The organism is Maribacter luteus (genome assembly GCF_009674825.1).
Classification (GTDB): domain Bacteria; phylum Bacteroidota; class Bacteroidia; order Flavobacteriales; family Flavobacteriaceae; genus Maribacter_A; species Maribacter_A luteus.
The window spans coordinates 166,442-184,491 of the sequence record NZ_WKJH01000028.1 but is presented as its reverse complement, the minus strand read 5'-3'; the positions used below and the strand labels follow the sequence as shown (position 1 = coordinate 184,491).

Below are 18,050 nucleotides of genomic sequence, written 5' to 3'. Positions count from 1 at the left end.
AGATTTACGGGCGAAAAATGATAGTTCTGAATAAAAAGTGATCAGGGGGTCGAATGCATTCTGATTGTATAGGGGAGGGGTGCCGGTTCTCCCGACGCTTTGTGATAGTATCATCCATAATAGCTATCTAAATGGGATAGCCTATTTTCATTTGCGCTCTATCTATTTTTTTAAAAAGTTGGAAGAATACTATAAGGTTCAAACCTAGGGTACTTCCCAGGATTGACTCCATAAATATAATTCCATTCATAGATTTTCTGGTTATAGGGTCGTGGGTTACTGATCTTTATGTTGTATTGGGATAACCTACTATTGATATTCATATAATGGTATTAAGACATTAATGTTAGGGGTAGATTTAAAATGACACAATTGTATCACAAGATGCTTCATAAGTAACAGCGATTATCAGGTTATCTAAATATTTTTAAAGGCTGGAAGGTATATGCGGATAAGCTCATTCTGACAAACAATCAAATAAACCATTTATGAAAAGAACAAATAAGCTATTTTATTTCTATGCACTATTTGTATTCTGTTATCTAGCACAAGGGCAGAACACTAAAATCGAGGGGGATTTACGAAAATGGCACAAAATAACCTTGACGTTTGAAGGGCAAGAATTAAGTGAAGATGATGCCTTTAATCCTTTTTTGAATTATCGACTCAATGTTACATTTAAAAATGGAGATCTAACATATGTAGTTCCGGGGTTTTATGCTGCCGATGGTAATGCATCCGAAAGTAGTTCTACCAAAGGAAAGATTTGGAAAGTACGGTTTAGACCCGATAAAACCGGAAAATGGGAATATAGGGTTTCGTTTAGAAAAGGGGTGAACATTGCTGTTAACGACTCAATAGAAGCAGGGGAACCCATATCTTTCAATGGGGCCAATGGTTCGTTTGATGTTGCCGATGTAGAAAGTGGTTCATCGACGCCTGAATCTAAAGGGCGTATTAAATATACAGGGGAAAGGTATCTGAGATATGCGGAAACCAATGAGGCTTTTTTAAAAGGAGGTGCCGATAGTCCTGAGGATTTTTTGGGGTATTATGAATTTGACCAAACTCCTGCTTCCCATAAGTATAGCCCCCATGCCAAGGATTGGAAGCTTGGTGATCCGGTATGGCAGAAGAATAAAGGAAAAAATATAATCGGGGCACTGAATTATTTAGCTTCAAAAGGAATGAACGCAGTATATTTTTTAACCATGAACGTTCAAGGAGATGGAAAAGATGTGTGGCCTTGGATCCATGAAAATGAGCGCTATCGTTTCGATTGCAGTAAGCTTGATCAATGGGAGGTTGTTTTCGATCATATGGACAAGCTAGGGTTAATGCTGCATATTGTATTGCAAGAGACTGAAAATGAATTGTTGTTGGATATTGGTCAGTTGGGTGTTCAAAGGAAGCTTTACCTAAGGGAATTGATTGCCCGCTTTTCACATCACCTTGGGGTTACATGGAATTTAGGTGAAGAGAACGGCCCCGTTCATTGGTCGCCTAAAGGTCAAGATGATAATGACAGAAAGGCGATGATGGAGTACATTAAACTCAATGATCCGTATCAAAATTTTGTTGCATTACACACACATTCCGTACCTGAAGAACAGGATCAAATACTGCTGCCCCTTCTTGGTAACCGGAATCTAGATGGTCCTTCCATCCAAATTCATGATCCAAACTTGGTACATGAAACAACAAAAAAATGGATTCGGGAATCACAAAAAACCGATAAAATATGGGTGGTGAACCTAGATGAGATAGGACCCGCCGATGTTGGGGCAAAACCTGATGCCGATGACCCTACCCATGATGAGGTGCGGGGACCCGTACTATGGGGGAATCTTATGGCCGGTGGGGCTGGTGTTGAATGGTATTTTGGGTATAAGTTCGCTCATATGGATTTGAATTGTGAAGACTGGCGTTCTAGGGATGCCCTATGGGACCAAACGAAAATAGCCCTTGATTTTTTTCATAGTTATCTACCGTTTTCCGAGATGCATAATGCAGATAATTTAACGAAGAACGATGATGATTTTGTTTTCGCGAAAAACAGGGAAATCTATGCTATCTATATACCTGAGGTGAGGAAAACAGAGATAGACCTTTTAGATTTGAATGAAACATATACAGTGTCATGGTTTAATCCGCGAACGGGAGGAAAACTCCAAAAAGGAACAAAAAGACAAATTAAGGGTGGTAAAGGTATTGATATCGGTCTTCCTCCGAACAAAGAGGGTGACTGGGTTGCACTTTTAAAACGCAAGAAAGTTCTGAAAAAAGAAAATACCTTAAAACCTGAGGTAGTGACATTGGATGCCCTTGGCGATTTTGAAGTTGACCAAAACAATGAGGGACCATCTTTTTATCGTGATGAGCTTAATGGTGTTTTGGCTATTGATGCCTCAAATGAAAATAACCGAGAGGATTATGCCGTTGCCCATACCGTATTCAGGGGAGAAGAAGGTCTTTATAAAGCCTCTTTCATAAGTATGGCCGAAAACGATGGCGAATCAGCGTATATAATTCGCTTAAACGGGACAATTTTGGATACGATTGTAAATCCGGAAGTCAATGAAAATTTTAAAGGCGTAGAACATGTTTTGGGTAAGGTGTTTTTATATAAGTATGATGTTATCCAAATAGAATCTAAAGTAATGACGAATGGAAAGATACCGGAAAATGATGGGACGGCATGGTCCAGAGGTAGATGGAGTGCATTAAAATTAGTACCTAACAACTTTTCATTAAAAGAACTATTGAAAGATAGGTCACCATTTGTAGAAGAGAACGGTTTTTTAGAAGTAGAGGCAGAATCATTTCATTTTAAAACCAATAACGGAACTAAACGCGATTGGGTTATACAGTCCAGGGATATGGATGATAAGGAAGTGTCCGGGCATGCTCGAACAGCGAGTATGGGTGCTTATATAGAGGCGCTCCCTGATACAAGGGTTACTCATGACGATGCATTGTTTCATGGAGAGAATTTTTTCCCAATAGCAGGTATAGGAGGTGTAGTTTCTTATAAGATAAGGATAAATAATCCAGGAAAGTATTACGTTTGGGCCAGTGCGTTCTCTAGTGGCTCCGAAGATAATGGGGTTCATGTGGGTATTGACGAAAAATGGCCCGAAAGTGGTTCTCGAATGCAATGGTGCGAAGGTAAGGACCGATGGACATGGTCGTCGGCACAAAGACTTCTTGATAACCATTGTGGGACCCCTAATACCATTTTTCTTAATTTTGAATCTGCAGGGGAATATATAGTTTCTTTTTCCATGAGGGAGGATGGATTTGAGATGGATAAATGGATTATTACGACAGATAATAGCTTTAACCCCGAATAACACCTACTTTGTAGATATGGTCAATAAAAGTAAACTGCATCTAATATTTTTTATGTGTCTAAGTGTGTTGAATTGTACACTTTTTAGAGCACAAGAAGAAAGGAAGCACTTCGATTTTGTAAATATTAAGGATGGTATTTCTAAAGTTGCGGTTTCTACGATTATCCAAGACCATAGTGGATTTATATGGATCGGAACCAATGGAGAGGGGCTATATAAGTTCGACGGTACTGATTATACATCCTATAAATATCAGATTAACGACTCTACGTCTTTAAATAGTAGTTTGATCCATTGCGCATATTTAGACCATGAAAATAGGCTTTGGGTCGGTACGGAAAACGGATTGAACCTTTATGATAGGGATTTAGATAAATTTCGACGTATTCCTCTCGCATCTAAAGTCGGAAATGATAATTCCGGTTTTTCGGCCTTTACCATATATGGTGATGCTGAGGATAATATCTTCATAGGTAGTTTTGAGAACGGTTTTTTTAAATTGGGTGCAACGGATTCCATTATTCGAAGGGTGACATCGAAGATAACCGACTCAAAGAACATTGTTAATGTCAATGAAATAAAAGTTAGTGATAGAGGTGATATTTTCGCGGGAACCAGCCTTGGTTTACAAGAATATGACAAAGAAACGAACAAGTTCGAACTCTCATATTTCAACACCCATGAAGGTCTCGTATCCTTCAACCATCAAGTGCAATCAATTTTGTTGTTAGATGATAGTACCATTTGGTTGGGTACGGTTTCCAAAGGGGTTTATGTCATAGAAAAAGGTAAGACAAAAGAGGGTGGGCTAGACAGAGTGAACCATTATGCCATTACGGATAAACGAATTCTTGATATGATTCCGCTATCCGATGGGACCATCTTAATAGGTACTGAGAATGATGGTTTATTTCACATGGACAAGGATGGAGCGCTCCTGAATACTTATGTTTTCGATAAAGCCGATAAAAACAGTATAAGTTCCAATTCTATCTGGGCCTTGTTGTCAGATGCTGAAGATAGGATATGGGTGGGCTGTTACAATAGTGGTATTTCTGTTTATGATAGCTTGTACGATAAGTTCAAGGGGATAGAGAGTTTGCCTTATAATCCGAATTCCCTCTATTCTGGATCAGTCTCAGGGATTTTGAAGAGTGATGATGGTAAGTTCTGGATAAGTATGGATGGAGGTGGTATTGATACTTATGATCCATCGAATAAAAAATTCGAGCATATAGGAAAGGGCACTAGTAGATATTCAGGATTGAATAATTCTGACATTCAGGCTATTTTCATGGATAGCCAAAAAAATATATGGGCCGGAAGCTGGAATGATGGATTGTTCCTTTTGAAAAAAGGGTCGTATTCCTTCACCAATTTCAATAGTAATAACCTTCCCGATGTATTTAGTTCTAATCGAATAATGAGTTTTGATGAAAGTTCCGATGGCACCATTTGGATAGGCACATTTTATGATGGGTTGATTTCCTATGATCCAAAAAAACAAGAATTCGTAAGGCATACTTCTGAACCTTTTACCGATAATGAGCTTCATACAAGTGCTATACGCAAAGTTTTGGTCGATTCAAAAGATAATATTTGGTTAGGGACTACGCAGGGGCTGTTCAAGGTAGTCAAAGGAAATTCCGGGGGTTTTAAGATAAACGCGCTAGCAGATCATGTTAAGAATACGGAACAAAATTTAACCAGTGCCAACCATATACTTTCACTATACGAAAGTTCTGATGGTAAGATTTTCATTGGCACCAGAGGTTCGGGCCTATGCAGTTTCGATGATCAAAAACAAGAATATGTTTTTTATAACGGAAAAATCGGTCTAAAAGATGAAACGGTTGCCAGTATAATTGAAAGTCAAAATGGGGATATTTGGATAAGTGGTAACTCGGGTATCTCAAGAATAGACTTGAATAATGGCGAGTTTACAAACTATACCCAGAATGACGGTCTACTTTCAAATGACTTTAATTTTAATGCGGTAACCCAAGATGATCAAGGATTGCTCTATTTTGGCAATTACAAGGGTATCGATTTTTTTGACCCTGATAGAATAAGTGTAAATAAACGTGTGCCCCGACTTTACTTGACAGGTTTAAAGCTTTTTAATAGAAATATTTTTCCTAATGAACAAAATTCCCCTTTAAAAAGGGTTGTTTCCCAAACAAGGCAAATCACATTGAACCACACCCAGTCTGTTTTTACAATTGACTATGTTGGCATTAACTATACCCGGCCAGAAAAGAACCAATATGCTTATTACCTTGAAGGGTTGGAAGATTCATGGAATTATGTAGGGGGCCAACGAAGTGCTACTTATACGAATCTTGATCATGGCGAGTATATATTCAAATTAAAATCCGCGAATAATGATGGGGTTTGGAATGAGGCACCATTAACTTTGAAAATAACGGTTCTACCCCCATGGTGGAAGACGAATATGGCCCTCGGGGGTTATTTTTTATTGTTCTTTGTGGGTGTTTATCTACTTAATTTACTTACCCAAAATCGAATAAGGGAAAAACAACAAATAAAGAATGAGAGGGATCAAAGGGCAAGGGAGGATGAGTTGCAAAAACAAAAATTACAATTTTTCACCAATATTTCTCATGAGTTTAGAACCCCTTTAACTTTGATTATAAACCCACTAAAGGATATTATTAATGATGCCAGCTTAAACTTTCCAGAGAGAATTCGTGAAAAACATAGGGTTATTTATAGAAATACCGATAGGCTCTATAGGCTTATAAATGAACTTATGGATTTTAGGAAGCTGGAACACAATAAAATGAGGGTCAAAGTAAAGGAAATGGATTTAAAATTTATTTCCGATGAAGTAGTTGGTTATTTCCAAGAGGAAGCTTTGAGCAAGAACATTCAATTATCCATTGATAGTGATAATAATAGTATTCCTATTTGGGCGGACGAGAAAATGATTGAAAAAATCATTTTCAATATTCTTTCGAATGCAATAAAAGTCACTAATGAAGGTGGAGCGATTAGAATGGATATCTTATCCCATGATATGGTTGAGAAATTACCCTTGGTAAATGAATCCGAATCGGTCAATGTTGTTGAAATTGTAATATCCGATACGGGTCCAGGATTAACGGAAGAACAAGTAAGTAAAATATTCGAGCGGTTTTATCAAGTAAACAACCTCAACAAAACCTATTATGGCGGAACAGGTATCGGCCTAGAGGTGGTTCAAAATTTTGTACAATTACATAGGGGTAAAATAGAAGTGACAAGCGAGTTGGGAAAAGGTACATCTTTTAGAATCGTGTTGCCAAAAGGCAAAGAGTATTTTAACGAAAACGAACTATTCTTAGAAGAATCAAAAAGCCTAGAGCCTTTACAAGGGACAAGTAGGGTAATTGAGTATGGTCATATAAACTCTGTTGATCCAAGGGAAAAATCCAATAATGCAAAATCCTATACCTTATTGATCGTTGAGGATAATGCCGAATTACGTAATTATCTGAAGGATGAATTTGTTGAACAATATAAGGTGGTAGTGGCGAAAGATGGTCAGGAAGGACTAAAAATAGCCAAGGATATATTACCTGATATCATACTGACCGATGTTATTATGCCCAATATGGATGGTTTTATGTTCTGTAAATTAATTAAAGAAGATATAACCACAAGCCATATACCCTTGTTGATGTTAACGGCTAAAACCAAGATCGATGATAGGATAGAGGGTATTGAATATGGGGCGGATGCTTATATGGTAAAACCTTTTGATATGAGGTTGTTAAGGCTTAGGCTAAACCAACTAATAACAAGTCGGCAAATAATATTCGATAAATATTTTAGGAATATAAGTGGCGGGGAAGAGAACGCTAATAGTACCTCACTGGACAAAGGTTTCATACAAAAGGTCTTGAATTACGTTCATGAAAATATGAGCGACCCCGATTTAAGTGTTGAACTATTGGCCAAAGAACTTAACTTGAGTCGTAGCCAATTGTATAGAAAGATAAAAACACTTACCGGGCAAACGGTAAATGAGTTTTTACGAAATGTAAGATTGCAGAAGGCCAAACAGATTATAGAAACCGATGAGGATGTAAGTATAAGTCAGGTTTGTTATCAAGTCGGTTTTTCTTCACCTTCATATTTTACCAAATGCTTCAAAACACATTTTGGAGTTCTTCCTACCGAAATCGATAAATTATAACCTCCATTATTACAATGGCTTATAATTGTTCTGCAAAATAAAAATCCGCTAGCAATAGAAGGGTTTACAACCCATGTTGCACCCATTGTAACAAATGTTGTATATACCGTTAGTCCTTCGCAATCTGCAACATCAGTGCCACATACTGATTAATTCTTGCCATTAAAAGTATTCTTACCCATATATTTTTGGTAAAGGTGAATAGTGTAAAAGGATGAAGAAGAAATATTCAGGATTCAAAATTTTAGGTGAAATCTTACTTATAGCGTTGATTCTGATCTTTATTGGATTGCTTTTCACATATGTTATTTGATGTAGACTAGAATATTATCAAATACCTGACCATTCAAAATAAATTAACTTAAACAAACTCAAGGATGATTAAATTGAAAATTGCAATTGTCGCTCTAGTGATGATTTTTTCACAAAGTATCCTGTCGCAGAAAACTGTAAGTGGTACTGTGACAGATGATTCAGGGATGCCTTTACCAGTAGCCTCGGTGGTGGTGCAAGGAACCACAAATGGTGTTTCAACGGATTTTGACGGAAATTATTCGATCAGTAACCTAACTGCGTCGGATGTATTGGTCTTTAGTTATGTAGGTACTACAACCCAATCGATTCAGGTCGGCGACCAGACGGTTATAAACGTTGTACTCGAAACTTCTTCGGAACAATTGGAAGAAGTAGTGATTGTTGGTTACGGTAAGCAAAGTAGGGTCGCCGTTACCGGGGCCATATCAACCGTAGGTTCGGAAGATATAAGTGCTTTACCCGTGACCAATGCAGAGTCGGCATTACAAGGTAGGTCAGCAGGTTTGACCATCGCGAATAGTGGGGTGCCGGGATCAACACCTTCTGTTTTAATAAGAGGATTGGGGTCTTTAAATAACAATAGCCCTTTATTTGTTGTAGATGGGGTTATCGTAGGTAACCTTTCCGGTATTAGTCCAAATGACATAGAAAATGTATCAGTCTTAAAAGATGCATCAACTACCGCAGTTTATGGTGCGCAGGGGTCGAACGGTGTAATCTTGGTCACTACTAAAAAAGGTAAGGGTGGTAAAGGCCAACTTAATTTTAATACATACACCGGTTATCAATCGGTAACTAAACGTTATGATGTCCTTAATACTCTTGACTACTTAAAATATGCAGCTGAATTGGGGGTTTTCCCAGATAGGCCCTTAGAGTTATACCAGAACAATACGGATTGGCAAGATGAGGTTTTTAGGCAAGGTATAATCCAGGATTATAACCTATCATTCTCCAAAGGTGATGAAAAAGGCTCGCAATATTTCTCAGCTGAGTATTTAAAACAAGAAGGTACGTTAATTGAAACTGGTTTCGAAAGATATTCCTTTAGGGCAAATAGCAGTGCAAAGTTTGGAAAGCTAACTGTCGGGGAGTCAATGTCAGTTGCTTTTAGTAAACAAAACCCGGAATTAAGTTCCGGAGGTAGGACCGTATTGGAACATGCTGTAAAAGCTACGCCTTATTTACCGGTTTACAATCCAAATAATCTAGGTGGTTTCCAAGGCCCTTCATCCTCAGCTGACGGCCAAGATGCAGAAAACCCTGTAAGGGTCCAGACTTTGGGTAGTGCAATAAATAAAAACGTTGGGATTATCGGGAATATTTATGCAGAACTGGAGGTTTTAGACGGACTTGTCTTTAAATCCCAAGTAGGGTTGGATTACTATACATATGATAACAAACGTTTTATACCTTCCTATAGTGATGACAGTGTTACAGGTAGTACTACACATGCGCAGGATTATGCATCCATATCGAGAAGCAAGGGTAGCGGACAAACTATTATTTTCAACAATAGCTTAAGGTACAATAAAACTATTGCAGAATACCACAATTTTGAATTATTGGCCTTGGTAGAAAAATTTGAAGGTAAGTCAAATGGGGCTAGCATGAGTAGTAGAAATGCAGTTACAGATGAAGTGGATCAGTTATCCAATGAAGATTCCAGTTTGGGCAGTAGTTCATATGAAACAAATAAATTGGGCTATTTAGGTCGTATCAATTACAATTATGATAATAAATACATCGCTTCTGCATCAATAAGGCGCGATGCTTCTTCCCGTTTTGGTAGTAATAAACGGTGGGCTAATTACTATTCTGGTTCTTTAGGTTGGAACGTGGCAAAGGAGAACTTCATGAAAAATACGGCTTTCAGTACTTTGAAGTTGAGAACTAGTTATGGTTCTACTGGAGGTGATGGAATTGGGGATTATTTATATGCACCTACATTGACCGGTGGTTTTGAATATCCGATTAATGGTGAAGTCGCTTTTGGGGTTACCGCTAATGGCGGTGCAAATGAGGATTTGCAATGGGAAACAAAAGAAATGCTAAATGCAGGATTGGATATTGGTTTGTTCAATGAAAAGATAACGGCTTCTTTGGAGTATTATGAAAATACAAGTAAGGATTTATTGATATATATTCCGCCACCAGCTTCCAATGGAATCAATTCAGGAAGTTTGCCCGTAAATTTAGGTTCTAGTGAAACCAAAGGTTTTGAATTGAGTCTAGGATATAGGGACAGTGAAGGTGATTTTACATGGTCGGCCAACTTAAACTTGGGAACTACTCAAAACAAAGTATTAGGGTTGGCAGATGTTGATGAAGTAGTAGGTTCCGCTTTTAAAGGAGGCGGTAACATTACAAGGACTGTTGTCGGGGAATCTTTCTTTCATTTCTATGGTTTGGTAAGTGACGGAATTTATCAAAACCAAGCAGAGGTAGATGCGGTATTTACAGCGAACCCTGGGCAAACAACAGTGCAACCAGGAGACATTAGATTCAAGGATCTTAATAATGACGGGGACATAACCTCTGAGGATAGGGATATCATAGGTAACCCTTTCCCTGATCTTACATACGGTTTTAATTTTGATGCCAATTATAAGGATTTCGATTTTAATCTATTCGTTACAGGGGTATCCGGTAATGAAATATTCAACACGAACACTTATGATCTGGTAGGTGGCGCGAATAGACTTTTTAATATAAGTCAAGAGTATTATGAAAATCGTTGGTCATTGTCAAACCCTTCGGGAACTGAACCACGAGCATTGGGAGCACCACAAAACAATGGAGTATCCGATCGTTTTGTTGAGGATGGTTCTTATGCTAGGTTAAAGAATGTGACTTTAGGCTATACCCTTTCAAACAATTTCTTGGAAGAATATATTTCTAAGTTCAGAATTTATATCAGTGGTCAGAATTTAGTTACCATAACCGATTATTCAGGTTTGGATCCAGAATTGGGAGGTAGTGAATTTGGAATTGATAGAGGTGCTTATCCACAGCCAAAATCATTTTTATTAGGACTTCAAGTAACATTTTAAAAACAAAGAATCATGTCAAAATATAAATTACTAGTAGTATTGTTAATGGGTGTGTTTCTGGTGGATTCCTGTTCGGAGAACGATCTGGAACTGTCTAACCCCAACCAATTATCGCCCGACACCTTTTTTTCTAATGAATCCCAGGTTCAGTCAGCGGTTAATGCGGCATACGCAAACCTTCAGCCCTTTGGTCTTTATGGGCGATTGATGTTTTATATGATGGACAACATGTCACATGAAAATGCGGGAAATTCCCAGCAAGAAGGTGATAAGGTTACCTTCGCGGATTTTACATTTGATTCAAGTAATAATCAAATATTCGATTATTGGGATGGTTGCTATAGGGGAATCAATAAAGCCAATTTTGTAATCGCTAATTCAGATAGGATCAATGAAATATCGGAAGGTGCATTAAGTACTGTAAGAAAGCAGAAGTTTATTGGTGAAGCACGTTTCTTAAGGGCATATTATTACTGGTTATTGGTCAATAGGTTCGGTGGCGTGCCAATACGAACAGGAGGGGCCGATGATCTTGCTGAAGGTTCGCCACGTAGTACGAAGGCTGAGGTAATTAACCTGATAATCGAAGATTTGACTTATGCATCAGAGAATCTATTAAGTAAATCTAATGAGGACAATGGTAGGGCAACCAAAGGAGCGGCTCAAGCATTTTTAGGAAAAGTTTTATTATATGAAGAGGAATACGCTTTGGCTTTAGATGCCTTTCAAGCGATGTCCGGTTATGATTTGGAAACCGATTATTACGATAATTTTAAAGAAGAGACCGAGCATGGAATAGAATCCATTTTTGAAGTTGAATATGATATCGCTTTGGGTACCGATGCTAAATGGGACTCTTCCGTTAGTGGTTCAGGACCTAACCATGCTACTTTTAGGGGGCAGGATTATGGTGTCCTTAACTGGTTTAACGTATATCCATCAGATGATTTGGTTGCCGAGTTTGAGCCTGGCGACAATAGGTTTCAAGGTAGTTTTTATGTTCCTGGAGATACCTATAACAACGGTCAGAATACTTTTGTAGCTAGTGATTTTGCTGAAAATGGCGGTAATGTTCGTAGTGTTGCATGGAAAAAATATCAAAATTATTACAAACAGACCGATGAAGCATCCGAGTCAGGTATAAACGTGAAAATAATTCGCTATTCCGATGTTCTTTTGATGATGGCCGAGTGCGAAAATGAAGTGGGTACACAGGCTAATGCCATTGGGTATATAAACAGGGTAAGGGCAAGGGCCGGTTTGGCCAATCTACCACTTACCTTGTCAAAGGCGCAAGTTTTCGATGCTATTGTACATGAACGTAAAGTTGAACTTAACGGAGAACAGGTTCGTTTTGATGATATGATTCGCTGGGGCATTGTTGCTTCAGAATTGGCAGACACTAATTTTCAATCGGGTAAGCATGAATTATGGCCTATTCCCGACAGGGAAATCAGTTCTAACGCCAATCTTAGTGCTGCTGACCAGAATCCTGGTTATTAATTTAAGAAATTAGTTTTGTTGGAGTTGGTTTAAATAGGAAAGCAGTGTAAAAGTGATTGCACTGTTTTCCATACCTCTTCAAATAAAAACACAAATAACATATTCAACTAAAAATTATGAAATCATATAAAATATTATATCTGTTTTTTCTAGGACTTTTAATATGGTCCTGTGATGATAATGACGACTCTGATTATGTCGCCCTTACTGGGCAGCCGACCTTTACGATGACACAATCAGCTGAGAATTCGGGAATTTATTATTTTGAGAATACGACAGCGGACAAAGAGCTGTTTTATAGTTATTGGGAGTTTTCAGATGAAGCTGCCAAATATGCCGACGATGGTATTTTGGAACATCAGTTCGGTTCTTCTGGGGATAAGACCGTTACCTTGACAATGGTGGGTACGGGTTCCTATTCTAAGACAGAGCAAAACCTTACCGTAGTTCTTCCACCACCAACAGATCTTCGGTTTTTAACCAACCCTGAGAACCTTATCCCAAATGCTTATTTGGTAGATGGTGATGGGGATGAATTCACCAATTGGAGCAAAAACAATGGAGGCGACAGGATTACTTCTGAAGCTGTAGAGGTTTTGGTGGGCTATAGGGCTGCTAAAGTCATGAACCCAGCAGATGGCAATCCCTGGGATACTCAATTCGTAACCGATGGTATTACTACCGAAAATGGTGCGGAATATACGGTTTCACTTTGGGCAAAAGGAGACCCAGCTGTGATACGCTTTTCTACGAATCCAGGTGTCGGCGGTGATCAATATGCAGGTGACTATACAATAACCGAAGACTGGGGTCAATATTCCTTTACGTTCACGGCAAATTCAGAAACAACTTTGATCGCTCTGGATATGGGGGCTACTTCTGGTAACTTTATTATAGATGCCATAGAAATGGTAAAAGGCAGTACTACATTGGATTTACCCTCAAATGACAGTGAATTGTTGAATGGTGGACTTGAAGAAGGGGAAGGAGATGATTTTACCAATTGGAACAAGTACAACGGAGTTGATAGGGTAATAGCTGAGGTAACAGAAGTATTAAGCGGGTCTAGGGCTATGAGGGTCAATAATCCTGCCGACGGAAATCCTTGGGATACACAGTTTGTAAGTGATGCTTTTGAAACAGAAGATGGTGCGGAATACACCGTATCTTTATGGGCGAAAGGTGATCCGGCCGTAATTCGTTATTCTACTAACCCAGGGGTTGGTGGCGAACAGTACGCGGGTGATTATACCATTACAGAAGACTGGCAAAAATACTCATGGAGTTTTACCGCAAATTCCGCCACAACTTTAATAGCGATGGATATGGGCGCTACCGGTGGTAGTTTCGTTATCGATAATATTAAGGTTGTGAAAAATTAAAAGATAAAACAGGGAAATATGAAACATATAATCATAAAAGTAAATCATTTTTTTCTACTACTATCAGTCGTGTTAACGGTATTTTCCTGTTCATCCGACGGATATGAACCTGATCCAGAACCAATAATTCCAGTAAACAAGGTCCAGGCCTCTTTTGAATATACCATTTCAGAAACCGATGCACATGTCTTGTTACTGGATAATACTTCAGAGGGGGAGACCGATTTTACAAGTGTATGGGATTTCGGATTAGGAAACGGAACAGTGAATGATGCGGCAGGCTTAGAGGAAGTCACCTATTCCGAGCCAGGTGAATATACAATAAAACTTACCGTTACCAATATTGCTGGGAAAACCGAAGAGAGCAAGAAGATCATAGTTGATGAAAACGGCATTTGCCCCAATGGCATTTGTGGCTCGGTTTCCGGAGAGGGGTTGAAAGGGTTGGCAACAACTTTTTCAGTCGGTATGATCACTCGCTCTTCATGGGTAAGTGGCAGTAGTCAACATACGGATTTATTGAAACAGGAATTCAATAACCTGACTTCTGAATATGAGATGAAAATGAACGTCATGTATCCATCTGAAGGGAATTATGATTTTTCCGCTGCTGACGCTATCGTAAATTTCGCACAAGCAAATGATATGAATGTACACGGGCATGCCCTTATTTGGCATAATGCAACTCCTGATTGGGTCACAAACTTTTCCGGCACTGATACGGAGTTCGAAACTATGGTACAGGATTATATTACCACGGTAGTTACTCGGTACAAAGGAAAAGTACGTTCATGGGATGTTGTGAACGAAGCTATTGACGATGGTTCAGGAAATCCACTTAGAAGCTCGGTTTTCAAGGATAGGATGGGTGATGACTACATCAGAAAATGTTTTCAGTGGGCTAGGGATGCTGATCCTGATGTACTCCTTTTTTATAATGACTATAATATTGCGGCAAGTTCAAGCAAACGTGCAGCCATATTTGATTTAGTCGATGATTTAGGAAACCTCATTGATGGTGTAGGTGCACAAATGCATATTTCTTATAACGGACCTTCTGCCGCGGATATCCAAAGTGTTGCAGATGCAACGGTCAGCAGGGGATTGAAACTCCATTTTTCCGAGTTGGATATTAGGGCGAATCCAGATGGTGATCAATCTACATTGACCAACGAGAGGGCAACCGCCCAGAAGGCTAAATATAAAGAAGTTGTAAAAATCTATAATTCTATTCCATTGGACAATAAGTTCGCATTGACCGTTTGGGGACTGAGGGATAATGAATCTTGGTTGATAGAATTCTGGGGCAACCCAGACTGGCCTTTGTTATTTGATGAAAATTACAATAAAAAGCAAGCCTATCAAGGGTATGTAGAAGGTTTACAGTAAGCTTTAAATGAATATTACATAAACTTCGGAAAGCCTAAATTTTACTATTTAGGCTTTTTTTATCAATTATGATTATGAAAAACAAATATTTCAAATACAAGTATATTTTCACGATTATGGCAATATCTTTATTTTCAAATGCTCTTTTGGGGCAAGATGTTGATACAGGTTTAAAAGATCATGCCGATTTTCCCATAGGAACGGCCATTCGAATAGAAACATTGACAAGGGATGCCGAATTACAAGCGTTGCAAAAAAGGAATTTTAATAGTATCACTTCTGCTAGTGATATGAAAATGAATAGAATACTTCCCAAAGAAGGGGAGTATAAATGGGGTAAGGTAGATAGTATCCTTGATTACGCCCAAAAGAATAATCAACGATTGTTCGGGCATAATTTGGTTTGGCATAGCTCAACACCCAAATGGGTCAAGGAAAAAGCATTGAAAGACAGTGAATGGATGGCAGAATTCATGAAAGATTATATTGCGACCTATGTTGGTAGGTATAAGGGAAAAGTAAAAGCATGGGATGTTGTCAATGAAGGATTGGAATCCTCAGGTGGTGCAATGCGAGAAACCATCTGGTACAAAACCCTAGGTAAGGATTATATTGCGAAGGCCTTCACTTATGCCCATGAGGCAGACCCGGATGCCATTCTTTTTTATAATGATTTCAATATAGAAAGGGATACCGTAAAATTGAAGGCAACCCTTGATTTAATCCAAAGTTTGAGAAGTAAGGGAGTCCCTATTTCCGGTATAGGTTTTCAAATGCACATACGAATGGATATCCCCGATGAGGTAATCGCCAATGCGCTGAAAAAGGCCTCTGAAACCGGTTTACAGATACATCTTTCAGAGGTGGATATTATTTTCAATACACATGACGATACCAGAAATGGCGGCGAACAGGTGTACAATGAATTGACCGAGGAAATGAAATTGACCCAATCGGATAAATACAGGAGCCTTGTTCGTATGTATCGTTCCATTGTTCCAAAAGAACAACAGTTTGGAATCACCTTATGGGATTTTACCGATAGGGATACATGGATCAACCCTTTTTTCAATCTAAAGGATTGGCCAACTATTTTTGACGAGTATCTGCAGCCTAAGCCAGCTTATTTTGGTTTTTTGGAAGGATTAAAAGTAAAATTTAAAGAATGAAAAAGACATTGGTATTACTGATAGTAATTGGTTTTGTAGCCTTAAGTTGTTCTGAAAAAAAAGAACAGTCCAAACAGTCAGATTTGAAAACTATGGCTTTCTCGAATCCTATTCTTAAGGGATTTTATCCGGACCCCAGTATTTGTAAGGCAGAGGGTTCTTATTACCTGGTTAATTCAACCTTCGCATATTTTCCAGGCATCCCTATTTTTAAAAGTGATGATTTAATCAACTGGGAACAGATCGGTAATGTACTCGATAGGCCAGAACAATTGAATTTAGATGGTCTAGAGGTTTCGCAAGGGGTGTTCGCACCGGCCATACGCTATGCCAATGGGGTGTATTATATTACATGCACCATTGTTGGTGGAAAGAATAATTTTGTGGTTACCGCTACCGATCCATCAGGTCCTTGGTCGGATCCTGTTTGGATTCCTGAAGTGGAAGGAATAGACCCTTCCCTGTTTTTTGATGGGGATGGCCGTTCCTATATTATATACAATAGTGATGCTCCCGACAAGACCCCTTTGTACGACGGACATAGAACGATTAAAATGGTGGAATTTGACATCAAGGGATTGAAGGTGATTGGGGAACCCATGATCTTAATAAATGGAGGTACCGATATTAAGAAAAAACCAATTTGGATAGAAGGTCCGCATATTTATAAGAAAAACGGTTATTATTATTTAATGGCCGCAGAGGGCGGTACTGCAGAGGATCATTCAGAAGTTGTATTCAGGAGCCGTTCAGTAACCGGACCGTATGAGAGTTCTCCCCAAAACCCAATATTGACCCAGCGTCAATTACCAGTGGATAGGGAAAATCCGGTAACCTCAACCGGTCATGCCGATATTTTTGAAGACGGGAACGGTGATTGGTGGGGTGTTTTTTTAGGATGTAGACCTTATTCGGGAAACCACTTTAATACAGGGAGGGAAACGTTTATGGCCCCTGTTGTTTGGAAAGATAACTGGCCTGTGTTCGACCTAAAGGGCGATGTGGTTAAGAAAAGTTATGATATTCAAGTTCCCAAAGGAATAGTTGAAGTAAAAGGAGACTCTACTTTTTTTGATGATTTTTCCGGTAATCGTTTAAACTTCAAATATAACTTTTTACGAACGCCCAGAACAAAATGGTTTGCACTTGGAAAAGATGGACTTACATTGCAAACACGCCCAGAATCTTGTTCCAATAAGGAGAATCCCAGCTTTATCGGTATTCGTCAACCCCATTTAAGAGGAGAGGTTTCAGTAGCAATGGACTTTGAAACCATAATTAAGGATGAGAAAGCCGGTTTGGTGGTTTTTCAGAATGCCGAACACTATTATTATTTAAGTAAATCTTTTAAGGATGGTGAAAATGTAATTCAATTACTCAAATCCAATGATAGTGAAATAGAAGAGATGAACTTCGTAAAAATAGACTCGAAAAAAGTGTACTTGAAAATAATTGCGGATAACCAATTTTATCATTTCTATTGTTCAAACGATAATAAAAATTGGATTCCAATAGCAGAAAATGTCGATGCTAGGTTTTTAAGCACTACAACCGCTGGTGGTTTTGTAGGGTGTTATTATGCTATGTACACCACGTCATTGGGTAATGAGAGTGCCAATAGAGCTACATACGAGTGGTTAAAGCTCAAAGATTAGTTAGTTTGGGCGAGAAAGTACCATTATAAA

8 protein-coding genes are annotated in these 18,050 nt (G+C 38.6%); all 8 read left to right on the top strand.

Translation table 11 applies throughout. From position 1 onward, the window contains the following. Positions 1-488: 488 nt before the first annotated feature. Positions 489-3,353, top strand: a complete 2,865-nt coding sequence (locus GJ691_RS17100) for a DUF5060 domain-containing protein (RefSeq protein ID WP_154369106.1) — start codon at positions 489-491, stop codon at positions 3,351-3,353. A 16-nt stretch (positions 3,354-3,369) separates the two neighbouring features. Then, positions 3,370-7,554: a two-component regulator propeller domain-containing protein gene (locus GJ691_RS17095; protein ID WP_179955163.1), complete on the top strand. Its 4,185-nt coding sequence runs from the start codon at positions 3,370-3,372 to the stop codon at positions 7,552-7,554. 377 nt (positions 7,555-7,931) lie between these two features. Further along, positions 7,932-10,922: a SusC/RagA family TonB-linked outer membrane protein gene (locus GJ691_RS17090; RefSeq protein WP_154369103.1), complete on the top strand. Its 2,991-nt coding sequence runs from the start codon at positions 7,932-7,934 to the stop codon at positions 10,920-10,922. Between the two features lie 12 nt (positions 10,923-10,934). Further along, positions 10,935-12,425: a RagB/SusD family nutrient uptake outer membrane protein gene (locus GJ691_RS17085; RefSeq protein ID WP_154369101.1), complete on the top strand. Its 1,491-nt coding sequence runs from the start codon at positions 10,935-10,937 to the stop codon at positions 12,423-12,425. Between the two features lie 116 nt (positions 12,426-12,541). Next, positions 12,542-13,807: a carbohydrate binding domain-containing protein gene (locus GJ691_RS17080; RefSeq protein ID WP_154369099.1), complete on the top strand. Its 1,266-nt coding sequence runs from the start codon at positions 12,542-12,544 to the stop codon at positions 13,805-13,807. An 18-nt stretch (positions 13,808-13,825) separates the two neighbouring features. Continuing rightward, complete coding sequence (locus GJ691_RS17075; protein ID WP_154369097.1) at positions 13,826-15,196, top strand: endo-1,4-beta-xylanase; 1,371 nt, start codon at positions 13,826-13,828, stop codon at positions 15,194-15,196. 116 nt (positions 15,197-15,312) lie between these two features. Continuing rightward, complete coding sequence (locus GJ691_RS17070; protein WP_246200215.1) at positions 15,313-16,365, top strand: endo-1,4-beta-xylanase; 1,053 nt, start codon at positions 15,313-15,315, stop codon at positions 16,363-16,365. Then, entirely contained in the window at positions 16,362-18,020 is a 1,659-nt protein-coding gene (locus tag GJ691_RS17065; RefSeq protein ID WP_218944469.1) for a glycoside hydrolase family 43 protein, read from the top strand. Before GJ691_RS17070 ends, GJ691_RS17065 begins: the two co-directional genes overlap by 4 nt. The last annotated feature ends 30 nt before the right edge of the window (positions 18,021-18,050 follow it).